This is a genomic window from Curtobacterium sp. ME12 (genome assembly GCF_903970855.1).
In the GTDB taxonomy this organism is placed as follows: Bacteria; Actinomycetota; Actinomycetes; order Actinomycetales; family Microbacteriaceae; genus Curtobacterium; species Curtobacterium poinsettiae_A.
In genome coordinates this window covers 243,432-258,192 of record NZ_CAJCKD010000001.1, presented here as the reverse complement: position 1 = coordinate 258,192, position 14,761 = coordinate 243,432, and the positions used below count along the sequence as shown (strand labels likewise).

The following is a 14,761-nucleotide window of genomic DNA, read 5'->3' as shown; positions in this document are numbered from 1 at the left end:
CGCTATCAGTATCGATACTCGTTTTCATGTAGCGTCTCGGACCGTGACCTGGCTGACCGATCCGTTCTCCGTCGACTTCATGGTGCGCGCCCTGGTCGGCGGCTCCCTGGCGGCGGTCCTCTGCGCCGTGGTCGGCACGTGGGTGCTGGTCCGGGGCATGGCGTTCCTGGGTGAGGCGCTCTCGCACGGCATGCTGCCCGGCGTCGCGATCGCCACCCTGACCGGGATCCCGCCGGTGCTCGGCGCCGCGGTGAGCGCGGGCGTGATGGTGCTCGGCGTCGGTGCGCTGCGTCGTCGTGCCCGACTGTCGTACGACACCTCGATCGGCCTGCTGTTCGTCGGGATGCTCGCGCTCGGTGTGATCATCGTGTCGTCCTCGCGGTCGTTCGCCACCGACGTCACCGCGATCCTGTTCGGCGACGTCCTCGCCGTCACCCGGGCCGACGTCGGCGGCCTCGCGATCGCCGCAGCCGTGGCCCTGGCCGTCGCCGTGGCGTTCCACCGCCCCTTCACCGCGCTGGCGTTCGACACCCGCAAGGCCACGACGCTCGGACTGCACCCACGCCTGGCCGAGGTCGTGCTCATCGGACTCGTCACCCTGGCGGTCGTCGCCTCGTACCGGGCGGTCGGCACCCTGCTCGTCGTGGGCCTGCTGCTCGCGCCGGCGGCCGCCGCCCGCGCGTGGACCCGGCACGTGGGCTCGACGATGGTCCTCGGGGCCGGCATCGGCGCCGTCGCCGTCCTCGTCGGCCTGCTCGTCTCCTGGCACGCCGGCACCGCCGCCGGCGCGAGCATCGCCGCGGTCGCCGTCGGCGGCGTCGTGGTCTCGCGCGCCCTGGCCGTCGTCGTCCTGCGGCGCACCCCGATCCCCACACCGGTGCGCGCGGCCGCACCGGCAGCACCACGATCCGCCGCACCGTCTCGAGAGGGAGCATGAAGCACTCGACCACCAGCCGCGCCCCCGCGCGCCTCCTGTCCACCATCGGCCTCGCCACCGGCCTGGCCCTCACCGTCAGCGCCTGTTCCACGGGCACCCCGTCGGCCGACAGCTCGACCGGCACCGCCCGTCCCCACGGCTACGTGGCGGGCGCGAGCGAGTCCCAGGAACCCGAGGTGCGCCTCCTGGCCGTGTCGGCGACCGGCGCGACCGCCCTGCACGACCTGCTCACCGAGGAGACCACCGAACTCGACGACGTGGACGCCCCGGAGCACTCGGCGACCGATGGCCGGTTCCTCGTGACGAGCGACGGCGACCGCACGACGATCGTCGACGGCGGCTCGTGGACGGTCGACCACGGCGACCACACGCACTACTACGCCGCCGAGCCCCGGGTCGTCGGCACCATCGACGGGGGCGGCCGGGTCGCGGTGCACTCGTCCGAGACCATGACGACGATCACCTGGCCGGACCGGGCCGAGGCCGTCGTGCTCGACCGCGAGACACTGGGCCAGGGCGAGGTCGACGAGACCGCACGGATCGACGCGAGCGTCCTGCTGCCGATGGGCGAGCAGCTCGTGGCGGCCGACGGCGACACGGTCCGCGTGCTCGGCACGGACGGCGAGGCGATCGACGGTGCCGACACCGCGCAGACCTGCACCGACCCCGCAGGCGGGATCGTCACCCGCGCCGGTGCCGTCGTGGGCTGCGCCGACGGAGCGGTCGTGGTGGACGACACCGGCGAGCCCTCGTTCGTCGACCTGCCCGACGGCGCCGAGCGCCCGACGGCGTTCGCGGCACGCGCTGGCCGTCCCACGGTCGCCGGGCTGGCCGGCGACACCGGCTTCTGGCTGCTCGACGTGCGCGAGGGCTCGTGGCGGCTCGTGCCGACCGAGCGACCCCTGCGCGCCGTGGCCGCGGTGGACGACGAGGACGAGCACGTGGTCGGGGTCGACGACTCCGGGCGGGTGGTCGCCGTGACCGCCTCGACGGGGACGGTGGCCACGACCGAGCCGCTGCTCGAGGCCGGCCCCGACGACCCCGCACCGCTGCTGCAGCTCGACGCCCAGCGCGCCTACCTGGCCGACCCCGCGGACGGCACCGTGCACGAGATCGACTTCGCCGACGACGCCCGGGTCGCCCGCACGATCGAGCTCCCCGTCGCCCCCGTCGCCTTCGCCGAGGTCGGACTGTGACCCGCACCAGGGCCCTGACCGCGAGCCTCGTCGCCGCGATCGTCGCCCTCGTCGCCACCGGGTGCACCACCGCCGGCTCCGACCGGCCCCTCGTCGCGGTGACCACGAACATCCTCGGCGACGTCGTCAGCGAAGTCGTCGGGGACCAGGCCGACGTCATGGTCCTGATGCCCCCGGGCGCCGACCCCCACTCGTTCGAGGTCTCCGCGCAGGAAGCCGCCCGACTGCGGAGCGCCGACCTGGTGGTCGAGAACGGCCTCGGGCTCGAAGAAGGGGTCGCCCGTCACGTCGCAGCGGCGGCCGAGGACGGCGTGCCGGTCTCCACCGCCGGGGACGCGTTCGACCCGCTGGAGTGGACCACCGAGGACGACAGCGGCCCCGACCCGCACTTCTGGACCGACCCCGCCCGCATGGTCGACGTGGTCGAGGCCCTCGACCGGGACCTGCGCGACGCCGGCATCGAGCCGACCGGCACCGATGCCTACCTGGACGAGCTCCGCGACCTGGACGACACGATGACGACCGCGTTCCGGACCGTGCCCGAGGAACGCCGGGCGCTCGTGACGAACCACCACGTGTTCGGGTACCTGGCCGACCACTACGGGTTCCGGGTCGTCGGGGCGGTGATCCCGAGCGGGACCACCCTGGCCTCCCCGAGCGCCGCCGACCTGCGCGATCTGGCCGACGCGATCGACGAGGCGGGAGTGCGGACGATCTTCGCCGACGCCTCGCAGCCCGCGCGACTGGCCGAGGTGCTGGCGGAGGAGGTCGACCTGCACGTCGAGATCCGCCCGCTGGCGACGGAGTCACTCACCGAGGACGGCGACGCCGCCACCTACCTCGGCATGATGCGCTCGAACACCGAGGCAATCGTCGACGGCCTGTCGACTGGTAATTGAGAATGAGAATCAATACAGTGAGCGACATGACGAACACGAAGACGCTCCGGGCCGTGTGGCCCGCCGCCCTGCTCGGCGCGGCCGCCCTGGCCCTGACCGGGTGCGCCACGAACACCGACGCCGAGTCCGACAGCAGTGCGACCCCGAAGGCCGACGGGACCCGCATCACCCTGACCCACGACGGCGGCCTGCTCGTCCTCGACGAGGACCTGCAGGTGGTGGCCGACGACGCGATCGACGGCTTCACCCGGGTCAACCCGGCCGGTGACGGACGCCACGTGCTCGTCACCGTGCCCGAGGGCTTCCGGGTCCTCGACACCCAGGCCGAGCCCGCCCTGACCGACGCGGTCTTCCCCGCCGACACCGGCGGCCACGCGGTCGTCCACGGCGACCGCACCGCCCTGTTCGCCGACGGCACCGGCGACGTGACGACGTTCGACCACACCGAGCTCGACGGCGCCGACCTGCCCGAGGTCGAGACGACGAAGTCCGAGGCCGCCCACCACGGCGTCGCGATCGAGCTCGAGGACGGCACGCTCCTGACGACCATCGGTACCGAGGAGCACCGCTCCGGCGTGCGCGCCCTGGACGCCGACGGCGAGGAGACCGCCCGGTCCGAGGAGTGCCCCGACGTGCACGGCGAGGGTGCGGTCAAGGGCGAGGTCGCGGTGTTCGGGTGCACCGACGGCGCGCTGGTCTACGAGGACGGCGCGTTCGAGAAGATCGACGCCCCGACCGAGTACGGCCGCACCGGCAACCTGTTCACCACCGAGGACTCGTCCGTCGCGGTCGGCGACTACAACGACGACCCCGACAGCGAGGGGTACCTGCTCGACCAGATCGCCCTGATCGACGCCGCCTCGGGCGAGTACACCGTCGCGGACATGCCCGACGGCGTCGGCTTCACGTTCCGCGACCTGGCCCGCGGCCCCGGTGACGAGGCCGTCGTGCTCGGCTCCGACGGTGCCCTGCACACCTTCGACGAGACCACCGGCGAACAGCTGGAGTCGTACCCGGTGATCGCCGCGTGGGAGGGCCCCGCCGAGTGGCAGGACGCCCACCCGGCCCTGAAGGTCGAGGGTGACGTCGCCTACGTCACCGACCCCGCCGAGCAGAAGGTCCACGCCGTCGACCTGACCACCGGCGAGGTCATCGCCTCGAGCGACGAACTGCCGGGCGTGCCCAACGAGATCGCGGTCGCGTAGCGACGAGGAGAACGAGCGCGCTGCGAGCGCGCGACGGCGTCCGAACACGACCCGGAGACGGACAGGAGGCCCGTGGCGATCCCGCCACGGGCCTCCTGTCCGTCGTCAGCGCGTGGACCGCGCGACGTCAGCCGCCGTCCGTCAGCCCTCGACCGGGATCGACTGCGCCTTGAGCGCAGCGATGGTCTTGGACTGCCCGGACTCGAGCGCCTCGGCCAACGTGCCCGAGCCGGACGCGGCCTGCCCGAAGCCGTCGGAGACGTCCGAGTAGGTCTGCGTCATCGTCGGGCCCCAGGTGAAGGGCTGGATGTCCTTCGCCGCGGTGGCGAACTCCTCGTAGATCTTCTGGCCACCGTAGAAGTCGAGCCCCTCGGTCAGCGCCGGCAGGTCGGCACCGGTGGTCGAGGCCGGGTACAGGTTGGCCTCCTTGTTCAGTGCGGAGAGCGCCTCGGTCGAGGTGTTCAGCCAGACCAGGAACTTCGATGCCTCGGCCGGGTGCTCGCTGCCCGCGAAGACGACGTTCGACGAACCGCCCCAGGCGGCCGACTTGGTCTCACCGGACTTCCACTGCGGCATCGGCGCGACGGCCCACTTGCCCGAGGTCGACGGTGCACCGCTCGAGATGGTGTTCGCACCCCAGACCGCGGAGACCCAGGTCCAGTCCTTGCCGCTGTCGTAGGCGCTGTTCCACTGGTCGGTGAAGCTCGGCAGGGTGTTGACGAGCTTCTTGTCGATCAGGTCCTGCCAGTAGTCGGCGACCTTCTTCGACGCGTCGTCGTTCAGGTTGACCTTCCAGTCCTGGCCCGAGTTCTCGAACCACTGGCCACCGGCCTGCGAGACGAGCCCGGCGAACTGGTTGACGTCACCCTTGGCGAAGTTGGTGATGTTCCCGCCGAGCTTCTTGATCTTCACGGCGTCCTCGGCGTACTCCTCCCACGTCTTCGGAGCGTCGAGGCCGGCCTTCTCGAACAGGTCCTTGCGGTAGTACAGCGCCATCGGACCGGAGTCCTGCGGCACCGCGTAGACCGACTTCGACTCACCGAAGGTCACCTGGTTCCACAGGCCGTCGGCGAAGTCCTTCTTCGCGTCGCTGATGCCGGCGCACGCGCCGATGTCCTCGAGGCCACCCTGCACGCGGAACGCCGGCAGGGTGTCGTACTCGACCTGGCCGATGTCCGGCGCCTGCTTGGCCTTCAGCTGGTTGAAGAAGTTCTGGTAGGTGCCGCTGTTGCCGTTCGCGACGATCGAGACCTTGACCTGGATGTCCGGGTTGGCCTTGTTCCAGATCGCGACGACCTTGTCCATGTTCGGCACCCAGGTCGTGAAGTCGAGGGTGACCTTGCCGTCCGAGGGCTTGCAGCTGGCAGCCGCGGTGTCGGATCCGCCGCCGCTGCTGCTGCCGCCGGTGCTGCAGCCGGCGAGGGCCACGGTGGCGGCCACGGCGATCGCGGCGACGCTGAGGAACTTCGTTGTCTTCATGCTGTTTCCGTTCGGATGTGGTGTGGGGAGAGCTGGTGCGGGAAGGGGTGCGGGTCGAGGGGCTACTTCAGGCCGCCGGAGCCGAGGCCGGAGCGCCAGAAGCGCTGCAGGCTCAGGAAGGCGATGAGCAGCGGGATGATCGAGACGAACGATCCGATGAGCACGAGGGTGCGTAGGTCCGGGTACTGGTTCACGCTCGAGTTCCACGTGTAGAGGCCAAGGGTGACGGGGAACAGCGACGAGTCGCGGAGCATCACGAGCGGCAGGAAGAAGTTGTTCCACACGGCGACGAACTGGAACAGGAAGATCGTCACGAGCGCGGGCGACATGAGCCGGACCGCCACGGTGAAGAACGTCCGGACCTCGCCGGAGCCGTCGATCCGGGCGGCCTCGATGATCTCGTCGGGCACGCTCGACGCCGCGAACAACCGCGACAGGTAGACACCGAACGGACTGACGATGCTCGGCAGGAACACCGACCAGAAGGTGTCGGTCAGGTCGACCTGGCTGAAGATGAGGAACAGCGGCAGGGCCAGGGCGGTCGCCGGCACGAGCACGCCGCCGAGGAACACGTTGAACAGGACCTCGCGGCCGCGGAACCGGTACTTGGCCAGGGCGTACCCGCACATCGCGGAGAGCACGGTGCCGAGCAGGCCGGCGACCCCGGCGTAGGCGATGCTGTTCAGCAGCCAGCGCAGGTAGATGCCGTCCTGGCGCGTGAACAACTCGACGAGGTTGCCGAAGAAGTCCTGCACCGAGGTGGCACTGAACCACAACGAGAACGTCGAGTTGAAGTTCGCGGCGGTCTTGGTGGACGAGACCAGCAGCCAGAAGATCGGCAGCAGGAAGTAGAGGGTGAAGACCCCCATCACGATCATCGCGGCGCTGCGCGAGATGACGCTCTCCCGCGGACCGCGCGCTCCGCGCTGGTGCGGACGGGAGGCCCGGTTCGGCTCGAGCGGTCGGCCGACGTCGCGGACGAGGTCACCTTGGGTCGGGGCGTTGACGGTCATTCGGCGGCCTTCCGCTGGGTCAGTCGGAGGAACCCGATCGACAGGACGAACGTGGCGACGGCGAGGACGACCGAGAACGCCGCGGCGAGGTTGAAGTTCGGCACCGAGGACGTCGAGTAGACGAGCATGTTCGGCGTGAACGTCGACGAGATGGTCGAGGTGAACTGTCGGAACACCGTCGGCTCGGTCAGCAGCTGCAGGGTGCCGATGACGGAGAACACCGCGGTGAGGACGATGGCCGGCACCACGAGCGGGATCTTGATCGACAGGGCGATCCGGAGCTGGGACGCACCGTCGAGCTTCGCCGCCTCGTACACCTCGGCCGGGATCGCGAGGAGCGACGAGTAGATGATGAGCATGTTGTAGCCGACGTAGACCCAGGTCACGACGTTGGCGACGGCCCACAGCACGGTGCTGCCGCCGAGCAGGTCGACCCGCGAGGTCACCGCGGAGAACGGCGACAGGTCGGGGGCGTAGAGGTAGCCCCACATGATCGCGGCGATGACGCCGGGAACCGCGTACGGCGCGAAGAACGCCAGGCGGAAGAACCGCTTGCCGCGCAGCAGCGGGGAGTCCAGCAGCAGGGCGAACAGGAGCGCGAGCCCGAGCATCACCGGCACCTGCACGACACCGAACAGCAGCACGCGGAGCACCGAGCTCCAGAACTCGCCGTCCTGGAACACCAGGGCGTACTGGCTCAGACCGCCGAAGACCTGCGTCGGGGCACCGAACGTGCCCTGCCGCTCGATCTTCTGCAGCGACTCCCACACGGCGTAGAGGATGGGGACCAGGTAGAACGCCGTGAACAGGACGGCGAACGGCAGGACGAAGATCGCGATGGCGCGGCGGTAGCGGAACCCGCCGCCCCGGCGTCGTCGGGTCGCGCTGGGCGACTGTGCGGTGGTGGTCATGAGCGGTTCCTGTCGGTGCGGATGATCTGGGTCCCGCCGGGTGCGATCGCGGTGGTCCCGGTGACGGGGCGGTCGGCGACGAGCTCGTGGCCGGCCTCGTGGTGCTCGACGGTGTGGTCGGAGTGGTTCAGCAGGAAGACCCACTCGTGGGTGTCGTCCCGGCGTCGGATGACCTCGAGTCCGGGGCGGACGGCGGGGTCGGCGCGCACCCCGGCCTCGTCGAGGACGCGGTGGACGAACCCGCCCAGCGCACCGGTGTCGAGCACCGTGGACGTGTACCAGGCGGTCCCGGCGCCGTGCTCGTTGCGGGTGACGGCCGGGCGGCCGGCGAGCGAGCCCTCGGCGTAGTCGACGACGCTCGTCGCACCGCGCAGCTCGACCGGCTCCGACCAGACGCTGCCGGTCGTGCCGTCGGACAGCGCGATCGTGGCGTCGGCGGCGAGCGGGAGGAACTCGTCCACCCGTACGCCGAGCAGGTCACGGAAGGCGCCCGGGTAGCCGCCGGTGCGGACCCGGTCGCGCTCGTCGACGATGCCGCTGAAGCAGCTGACGATCGCGTGCCCGCCGCCGGCGACGTGGTCGGCGATGACGGCCGCGTGCTCGTCGCGGACCAGGTACAGCTCGGGGACGACGACGAGCGCGTACCCGTCGAGCGGTGCCCCGGGCGCGACGACGTCGACGGTCACGCCGAGGTCCCAGAGCGCGGCGTGGAAGGCGTGGACCTGCTCCAGGTAGCGGAGCGCGGTGCTGGGGTGGGCCTCCAGGTCGGCCGCCCACTGGTTCTCCCAGCTGAACACGAGCGCGACGTCGGCGACCACGCGGGAGCCGCGCAGTTCGCCGAGCCGCTCGACCAGGGCGCCGAGCGCGACCACGTCGTGCCAGGTCGTCGACTCGGTGCCGGCGTGCGGCAGCAGTGCGGAGTGGAACTTCTCGCTGCCCTGCACGGACGCGCGCCACTGGAAGAAGCAGACCCCGTCGGCACCGCGGGCGATGTGCGCCGCGGTGTTCCGGAGCATCTCGCCCGGGGCCTTCGCGACGTTGTGCGGCTGCCAGTTGACGGCACCCGTCGAGTGCTCCATGAGCAGCCAGGGCGCTCCGCCGGCCAGGCCACGGGTGGTGTCGGCGGCGAAGGCGAGCTCGACGTGCGGCCGGGGCAGGCGGTGGTCCAGGTAGTGGTCGTTCGCGATGACGTCCATGTCGCCGGCCCACGACCAGTAGTCGAGTGCCGTGATGTGCGCGGCGACCATGAAGTTCGTCGTGACGGGCTTGTCGCTCAGCTCGCGCAGGACGGCGGCCTCGGCGCGGTGGTGGCCGAGGAGCTCGTCGGACGAGAACCGGTCGAAGTCGATGGTCTGCGCCGGGTTCGTGAACGACAGCGTCGCGCGGGGCGGCAGCACCTGCTCCCACGCGGAGTAGCGCTGGCTCCAGAACGAGGTGCCCCAGGCGGCGTTGAGTGCGTCGACCGTGCCGTACCGGGCCTGCAGCCAGCCGCGGAACGCCTGGGCGGAGACGTCGCAGTAGCAGTGCGCGTTGTGGCAGCCGAGCTCGTTCGACACGTGCCAGAGCCGCACGGCGGGGTGGTCGCCGTAGCGCTCGGCGGTGGCGCGGACCAGGGCGAGGGCGTGCTCGCGGTAGACCGGGGAGCTCGGGCAGAACGCCTGGCGGCCACCGGGCCAGCGGGTGGTGCCGTCGGCGACGACGGGCAGGACCTCGGGGTACCGGCTGGTGAGCCACGGCGGCGTCGAGGCGGTACCCGTGCCGAGGTCGACCCCGATGCCCGCGCCGTGCAGCAGCTCGATGACGGTGTCGAGCGCGTCGAAGTCGTACTCGCCCTGCCGCGGCTCGACGTGCGACCAGCCGAAGACGTTGATCGCGACGAGGTTCACGCCGGCCTCGCGCATGAGCCGGACGTCCTCGACCCACACCTCGGGGTCCCACTGCTCGGGGTTGTAGTCGCACCCGAACGCGAGGCCCGTCGAGCCGAGGCCGAGCGCGCCGGTGGCGGTCGTCGGCAGGGTGGTGGTCGTCACGGGGATCCTCGCTGATCGGGGCGGCCCCGGCCGCCTCGGTCGCGTGCGACCCCTTCGACGGCGAAGGCCACCCAGTGTTCTGGGAGCGCTCCCAGTCAGCACCGGCCGATCGGGGCCGACTGTTTCTGGGAGCGCTCCCAGATCAAACACCAGCGGCTGCACCCTGTCAACTGCGAGGCGTTCCGAGGGCTCCTCAGTGGCGGATATGGTTGCCCCATGTCCGAGGTCCGATCCGCTCGTCAGCGCGCCACGATCCAGGACGTCGCCGACGAAGCGGGGATGTCGCGTGGCACCGTCTCACGGGTGCTCAACGACGAGCCGTACGTGTCCCCGAAGGCGCGCGAGGCCGTGCAGGACGCCGTCCGACGTGTCGGCTACGTGCGCAGCGCCGCCGCCCGCAGCCTGGTCACCCGGCGGTCCGGGGCGATCGCGCTCATCGTCCACGAACCCTCGGTCGTGGTGCTCGACGACCCCAACATCGGCAACATCCTGATCGGCACGAACGCCGTGCTGTCCGATGCCGACCAGCAGCTCGTCACGATCATGGTCGACTCCGCCCGCGACAGCGAGCGCGTGGTCGAGTACCTGCGCGGCGGGTTCGTCGACGGCGCCATCGTGCTGTCCGCCCGTGACGGCGACCCGATCACCGGCGCGATCGAGGAGATCGGCATGCCCGCGTGCTTCGTCGGGCACCCGTCCGACGCCGCGAACATCTCGTACATCGGCATCGACAACCGCGCCGCCGCCGAGCAGATCACCCGACGGCTGGTCGACACCGGTCGACGCCGGATCGGGATGCTCGCGTCCGGGCTCGACCGCGACTCCGGCCAGGACCGTCTGGCGGGGTTCACCGCGGCACTCGGCGAGCGCTTCGACCCCGACCTCGTCGCCCGGAACCCCCTGTTCAGCTACACCGCCGGCGCCGAGGGCATGCGCGAGCTGCTCGAGCGAGCCCCGGACATCGACGGAGTGTTCGCTGCGTCCGACGCGGTCGCCGCCGGTGCCATGGACGTCCTGCAGCGCAGCGGCCGGAGCGTGCCGGGTGACGTCGGCGTGGTCGGGTTCGACGACAGTGCCTGGGCGCTCCGGTGTGACCCGCAGCTGTCGACGGTGCGGCAGCCGGCGCGCCTGCTCGGCGAGCAGGCGGCGCACCAGGTCCTCGAGCAGATCGGCGGCACCGACGACGGTCCACGCGGTCTGCTGTTGCCGACGGAGGTCGTCTGGCGCGGGTCCGCGTAGCCGGCCGCAGACCGACGGGAGGCCCGTGGCGGCGCCGCCACGGGCCTCCCGTCCGTCCGCGGGTGCGTCCCGCACCCGTCCGGGTCAGCCCTGCGGCGGCGAGTAGAGCTGCAGGTCGTTGCCCTCGCTGTCCTTGAAGGGGATGATCTTGCCCCACGGATGCTCGCTGATCTCGCCCTGGATGTCCGCGCCGCGCTCCTTGAGCGAGGCGACCTCGTCCTCGATGCTGCCGTCCGGCTGGAACGACACGACGGCACCGCCGTCGCTGCCCTGACCGGCGGACTCGCGCCCGTTCAGGCCGATCATCAGGCCACCGGCGTCGATCTCGCTCCAGTCGTCGGACTGGTCCTTGACGGTGAGACCGAGCGTGTCGCGGTAGAACGCGACGGCGCGCTCCATGTCGCTGACCGGGACCCAGACTGCTGCGACTCCACTTGCCATGGTGTTTCCTCTCGTCGTGGTGTGCCGTGGACGGTAGGCAGCGCGCGTGCACGGGGCCACAGGCTCGGTGTCCCCCGGTGCCGGGTCAGCCGGCCGCCGGACGCCACATGCCGATCGGGGCCGCCGCGCGGAACCCCGCGATCGGCGCACCGTCGGTGAACCCGTGCCGTCGGTACAGGCGACGGTTCACTGGGGTGGACGACTCCAGGTACGCGCCGGCGGACGTCCGGTCCGCACGCTCGAGTGCGTGGCCGAGCAGCAGTCCACCGATGCCCCGACCACGTGCTGACGCCGACACCCCGATCTCGGCCAGGTACCAGTGCGGGGTGGCCGGTCGGGCGCGCTCCATGCGGCGCAGGTGGGCCACCGCGCGGAGCGCCCCGCCGAGCCCCAGGGTCCGGAGGAACGCCGGCACCTGCCGCACGAAGGCCCGGACGCCACCGGGCTGCCGACCGGGTGCCTGCCAGAAGGCGGCGCCGACCACGCGGTCACCGATCGTGGCGACGTCCACCCGACGCGCGGGCATCGGCACCGACCGGATGAGCGCGGCGAACAGCCCGGTCAGCGCGGCGGGGCGGTCCTCACCGGGTCGCGGCGGCCGGAACTCGGCGAGCACCGGGTCGTCGGCGAAGGCCTCGGCGAGGACGGCCGCGGCTGCCTCGAGCTCGGCGGGTCCTGCTGCTCGGACGACGGTCTCCATGCTGACTCCTCAGGTGATCACTGATTTGGCCACTTGGCCGATTTCATCCTCGCGTCCGGTCCTGCACGCGCCCCGTACGCTTCCTGTGATGACCGACCAGCAGCAGACGCGCGGGTACCGCAGCCGACAGGACCGGCGTGCGGAGCTGCTCGACGCGGCCGCCCTGGTCGTGCGGGACGACGGCCTGCGCGGCCTCACCACCCGGGCCGTCGCCGCCCGAGCCGGCGTCGCCCACGGTGTCGTGCACTACGCCTTCGGGGCCCGGCGCAACCTGGTCGTCGCGCTGCTCGAACGGCAGGCACGTGCGATCCTGCCGCCGGTGCTCGCGGCCGCCGACGAGCACGACGACCTCGCCGCAGCGCTCGAGGCGGGGATCTCGGCGTACCTCGACCTGGTGCGGCGCGAACCCGAGCGGTTCCGCGTGCTCGAGGCCCTCAGCGCGACGGGCCTCGCCCCGGACGGCGACGGGGACCTGCTCGACGCCGAACGTCGGCTCTGGCGCGACGGCGTGGTCGCCGGGATCGAGCGCTGGACCGCGCGGCACGGAGCGACGCCGTCCGAGCCGGTGCCCGTCGTCGCCGACGCCGTGATCACCCTGGTGGACGGGCTCGCCCGCGCCGCGTGGAGCGATCCGGACAGCACCGTGACCGCCGGATCGCGGGCGTTGCTGGTGCGCGGATTGACCACCGCGGTGACCGCCGCCGTGACCGCCGAGCACTGACCTGCAAACCGTCCGGGGAAGCGCTCCGAATGTCATGTGTGCCGCACACCGCGGCGCGTACAGAAAAGAGGGCTGATCATGACCAGCAGCGCAGCAACCGCACGCACCACCTCCGGTTCGACGTGGACCCAGCGGGGCGCGTTCGTCTTCGGTGTCGTCTTCCTGATCGTCGGCATCGCCGGGTTCATCCCCGGACTCACCATGGACATGGGCTCGATGTCGATGGCCGGCCACGGCTCCATGGCCCTGCTCCTGGGCCTGTTCCAGGTGTCCGTCCTGCACAACATCGTGCACCTGCTCTTCGGCATCGTCGGGCTGCTCGCCGCCCGCCGTGCAGCCTCCGCGCGCCTGTACCTCGTCGCCGGCGGCATCGTCTACGCGGTGCTCTTCGTCTACGGGCTCTTCACCGCGGGCATGGCCGGTGGCGCGAACTTCGTGCCGCTGAACAGCGCGGACAACGTGCTGCACGCCTTCCTGGCCGTCGCGATGATCGTGCTCGGCTTCGTCCTGCCGCGGATCGGGACGCGCACCGCGCGCTGAACCACAGCACACACCGGACGGAAGGCCCGTGGCGACACCACGGGCCTCCCGTCCGTCGTCAGGGGCGTCCGTCGTCCGCGTCGACGACGCCCGGGGTCGGGGTCGTGCCCGTGAAGGCGTCGCGCATCGTGCCGACACCGCGCTGCGGGTGGGCGCGGTCGAGGTACTTCGCCCGCGACTCCTTGCGCGGTTCCGGATCGGTGCGCATCGCCTGGTTCCGGTCCTGCTGCAGCGCGCTGTCCACCTCACCCTCGCGGTTGAACGACCACATGAGCATCGGGTCGCCGATCGGCAGGTCGTGTGCGGGCTGCGAACCCATCGGGGTGCTGTGCCAGGTGTGCCAGGTCTTGCCGTACGAGTTCACCAGGTGCCCCATCAGCTCGGTCTCGACCGCGATCGGCAGGCCCGGAGCGACGAGTTCACCGGAGAACACCTCGTGGTTGTGCGGGTGCCACGACGCCTGCTCGTCCTCGGGCAGGGAGTCGAACAGCCGCTCGGACACGATGTACTCGATGCCGATCAGGTTCGCGTCGGCGGTGTTGCCGTCGAAGAGCACGCACTGCAGCATCTCGGCGTTCACCACCTTGCAGAAGTGGTGCGCCTCCATCTGCACGTCGGGCTCGCCCTTCACGCAGTGGAACCCCACCACGTAGACGTCGAAGCCCCGCAGCGGCGCCGAGGTCTGCAGCACGGCGGCGCCGCGGTCGAGCAGGGCGAGCTCGAAGCCGCCGGGCCCTCCGGGCGGGGTGACACCGGTCTTCCGGTCGTGCACGGTGGGGTTCAGGGGCATGCGGGCGTCCTTCCGTCCGTTCGAGGTGGGCGCCATGCAACCCGGAACGCCCTTCCTGGCGCCGGAGGTCAGGTCACGACTTCGCACCAACGTTTGATGTTCTACATATTTCGTCGGTTCTCCGCCAGGCTCGACGTTCATGAAGACTTCCGTCAAGAGCGCCCTCGTAGCTGCCACCACCATCTCCCTGTTGCTCGCCAGCGGTACCGCAGCCGAAGCGACGCAACCGCGCGAACCTCGAGCCGCGTGGGGGTACTACAACAAGGTGGTCAGCAAGTCGAAGAAGTCCCACCACACCGGTTCGCAGATCCTCGCATCCTGCGGGTCCCGCACGTCCTCGATGAACTGCGGCCTCACGAAGGGCCGCGCAGCAACACGAACGATCGGTCTGGAGTTCGGTGCGACGAGGAAGTGGGCCGCGGGCAAGCTCAACTTCAGTGCTTCCCGCACACAGAGCGTCTCGGTGACCTGCAGCAGGCAGCGTGTCCCCAAGGGACGGATGCTCGTCGCCTACCCGGTCGGGAACCGCTACAAGTACAAGATCGAGCAGCACATGACCGGCGCTGGGAAGGACTACGTCACAGGTCGTTCCGGCTGGTTGTACGCCTTCAACCCGGGCAGTGCACGCGTGACGTGCGACATCATCCGGTACCGCTGAAC

15 protein-coding genes are annotated in these 14,761 nt (G+C 71.0%); 8 read left to right on the top strand and 7 right to left on the bottom strand.

What is annotated here, in order from left to right; all coding sequences use genetic code 11:
• Positions 1-43: 43 nt before the first annotated feature.
• Genes aztB through H7A73_RS01250 form a run of 4 tightly spaced genes read left to right on the top strand, consistent with a single transcriptional unit; the run spans position 44 to position 4,237 of the window.
• Positions 44-937, top strand: coding sequence for a zinc ABC transporter permease AztB (gene aztB, locus H7A73_RS01265; protein ID WP_182064314.1), 894 nt, complete (start codon positions 44-46; stop codon positions 935-937).
• On the top strand, positions 934-2,133 hold the full coding sequence (locus H7A73_RS01260) for an ABC transporter (RefSeq protein ID WP_182064313.1): 1,200 nt from the start codon (positions 934-936) through the stop codon (positions 2,131-2,133). Before aztB ends, H7A73_RS01260 begins: the two co-directional genes overlap by 4 nt.
• Positions 2,130-3,032 (top strand): metal ABC transporter substrate-binding protein, encoded by a 903-nt coding sequence (locus H7A73_RS01255; RefSeq protein ID WP_259362643.1) that lies wholly within the window; start codon positions 2,130-2,132, stop codon positions 3,030-3,032. Before H7A73_RS01260 ends, H7A73_RS01255 begins: the two co-directional genes overlap by 4 nt.
• Positions 3,033-3,058: 26 nt before the next feature.
• The gene (locus H7A73_RS01250; protein ID WP_182064312.1) at positions 3,059-4,237 is read left to right on the top strand and encodes a hypothetical protein; all 1,179 of its coding nucleotides are present in this window, start codon (positions 3,059-3,061) and stop codon (positions 4,235-4,237) included.
• 141 nt (positions 4,238-4,378) lie between these two features.
• Here the strand turns inward: H7A73_RS01250 and H7A73_RS01245 are convergent, their stop codons facing one another.
• From H7A73_RS01245 to H7A73_RS01230, 4 genes are all read right to left on the bottom strand, one after another.
• The gene (locus tag H7A73_RS01245; RefSeq protein ID WP_182064311.1) at positions 4,379-5,716 is read right to left on the bottom strand and encodes an ABC transporter substrate-binding protein; all 1,338 of its coding nucleotides are present in this window, start codon (positions 5,714-5,716) and stop codon (positions 4,379-4,381) included.
• Between the two features lie 62 nt (positions 5,717-5,778).
• Positions 5,779-6,729, bottom strand: a complete 951-nt coding sequence (locus H7A73_RS01240; RefSeq protein WP_247737319.1) for a carbohydrate ABC transporter permease — start codon at positions 6,727-6,729, stop codon at positions 5,779-5,781.
• A complete protein-coding gene (locus H7A73_RS01235) occupies positions 6,726-7,640 on the bottom strand; it encodes a carbohydrate ABC transporter permease (RefSeq protein ID WP_027467229.1) in 915 nt (304 codons plus the stop codon). The genes H7A73_RS01240 and H7A73_RS01235 overlap by 4 nt, the downstream gene beginning before the upstream one ends.
• The gene (locus H7A73_RS01230) at positions 7,637-9,670 is read right to left on the bottom strand and encodes a beta-galactosidase (RefSeq protein WP_182064310.1); all 2,034 of its coding nucleotides are present in this window, start codon (positions 9,668-9,670) and stop codon (positions 7,637-7,639) included. The genes H7A73_RS01235 and H7A73_RS01230 overlap by 4 nt, the downstream gene beginning before the upstream one ends.
• A gap of 216 nt (positions 9,671-9,886) precedes the next feature.
• On the opposite strand from H7A73_RS01230, the gene H7A73_RS01225 reads away from it, so the two are divergent.
• Positions 9,887-10,909: a LacI family DNA-binding transcriptional regulator gene (locus tag H7A73_RS01225; RefSeq protein ID WP_071245173.1), complete on the top strand. Its 1,023-nt coding sequence runs from the start codon at positions 9,887-9,889 to the stop codon at positions 10,907-10,909.
• Positions 10,910-10,993: 84 nt separating this feature from the next.
• Here H7A73_RS01225 and H7A73_RS01220 read toward each other — a convergent pair whose 3' ends face one another.
• Complete coding sequence (locus tag H7A73_RS01220; RefSeq protein ID WP_182064309.1) at positions 10,994-11,350, bottom strand: VOC family protein; 357 nt, start codon at positions 11,348-11,350, stop codon at positions 10,994-10,996.
• Between the two features lie 85 nt (positions 11,351-11,435).
• On the bottom strand, positions 11,436-12,050 hold the full coding sequence (locus H7A73_RS01215) for a GNAT family N-acetyltransferase (RefSeq protein WP_182064308.1): 615 nt from the start codon (positions 12,048-12,050) through the stop codon (positions 11,436-11,438).
• An 88-nt stretch (positions 12,051-12,138) separates the two neighbouring features.
• Between H7A73_RS01215 and H7A73_RS01210 the strand changes: the two genes are divergently transcribed.
• Positions 12,139-12,771, top strand: a complete 633-nt coding sequence (locus tag H7A73_RS01210; protein WP_182064307.1) for a TetR family transcriptional regulator — start codon at positions 12,139-12,141, stop codon at positions 12,769-12,771.
• Between the two features lie 78 nt (positions 12,772-12,849).
• On the top strand, positions 12,850-13,311 hold the full coding sequence (locus H7A73_RS01205) for a DUF4383 domain-containing protein (RefSeq protein WP_027467234.1): 462 nt from the start codon (positions 12,850-12,852) through the stop codon (positions 13,309-13,311).
• Positions 13,312-13,369: 58 nt separating this feature from the next.
• Here H7A73_RS01205 and H7A73_RS01200 read toward each other — a convergent pair whose 3' ends face one another.
• Positions 13,370-14,101, bottom strand: coding sequence for an OBAP family protein (locus H7A73_RS01200; RefSeq protein WP_182064306.1), 732 nt, complete (start codon positions 14,099-14,101; stop codon positions 13,370-13,372).
• 139 nt (positions 14,102-14,240) lie between these two features.
• Between H7A73_RS01200 and H7A73_RS01195 the strand changes: the two genes are divergently transcribed.
• Positions 14,241-14,759 carry a hypothetical protein gene (locus H7A73_RS01195; RefSeq protein ID WP_182064305.1) on the top strand — a complete coding sequence of 173 codons (519 nt, stop codon included), beginning with the start codon at positions 14,241-14,243 and terminating at the stop codon, positions 14,757-14,759.
• The last annotated feature ends 2 nt before the right edge of the window (positions 14,760-14,761 follow it).

Coding starts and splice junctions, on each gene's coding strand:
- H7A73_RS01260 (WP_182064313.1), top strand. CDS start 934: ATGAAGCACTCGACCACCAGCCGCGCCCCCGCGCGCCTCCTGTCCACC.
- H7A73_RS01250 (WP_182064312.1), top strand. CDS start 3,059: ATGACGAACACGAAGACGCTCCGGGCCGTGTGGCCCGCCGCCCTGCTC.
- H7A73_RS01245 (WP_182064311.1), bottom strand. CDS start 5,716: ATGAAGACAACGAAGTTCCTCAGCGTCGCCGCGATCGCCGTGGCCGCC.
- H7A73_RS01240 (WP_247737319.1), bottom strand. CDS start 6,729: ATGACCGTCAACGCCCCGACCCAAGGTGACCTCGTCCGCGACGTCGGC.
- H7A73_RS01235 (WP_027467229.1), bottom strand. CDS start 7,640: ATGACCACCACCGCACAGTCGCCCAGCGCGACCCGACGACGCCGGGGC.
- H7A73_RS01225 (WP_071245173.1), top strand. CDS start 9,887: ATGTCCGAGGTCCGATCCGCTCGTCAGCGCGCCACGATCCAGGACGTC.
- H7A73_RS01220 (WP_182064309.1), bottom strand. CDS start 11,350: ATGGCAAGTGGAGTCGCAGCAGTCTGGGTCCCGGTCAGCGACATGGAG.
- H7A73_RS01215 (WP_182064308.1), bottom strand. CDS start 12,050: ATGGAGACCGTCGTCCGAGCAGCAGGACCCGCCGAGCTCGAGGCAGCC.
- H7A73_RS01210 (WP_182064307.1), top strand. CDS start 12,139: ATGACCGACCAGCAGCAGACGCGCGGGTACCGCAGCCGACAGGACCGG.
- H7A73_RS01205 (WP_027467234.1), top strand. CDS start 12,850: ATGACCAGCAGCGCAGCAACCGCACGCACCACCTCCGGTTCGACGTGG.
- H7A73_RS01200 (WP_182064306.1), bottom strand. CDS start 14,101: ATGCCCCTGAACCCCACCGTGCACGACCGGAAGACCGGTGTCACCCCG.
- H7A73_RS01195 (WP_182064305.1), top strand. CDS start 14,241: ATGAAGACTTCCGTCAAGAGCGCCCTCGTAGCTGCCACCACCATCTCC.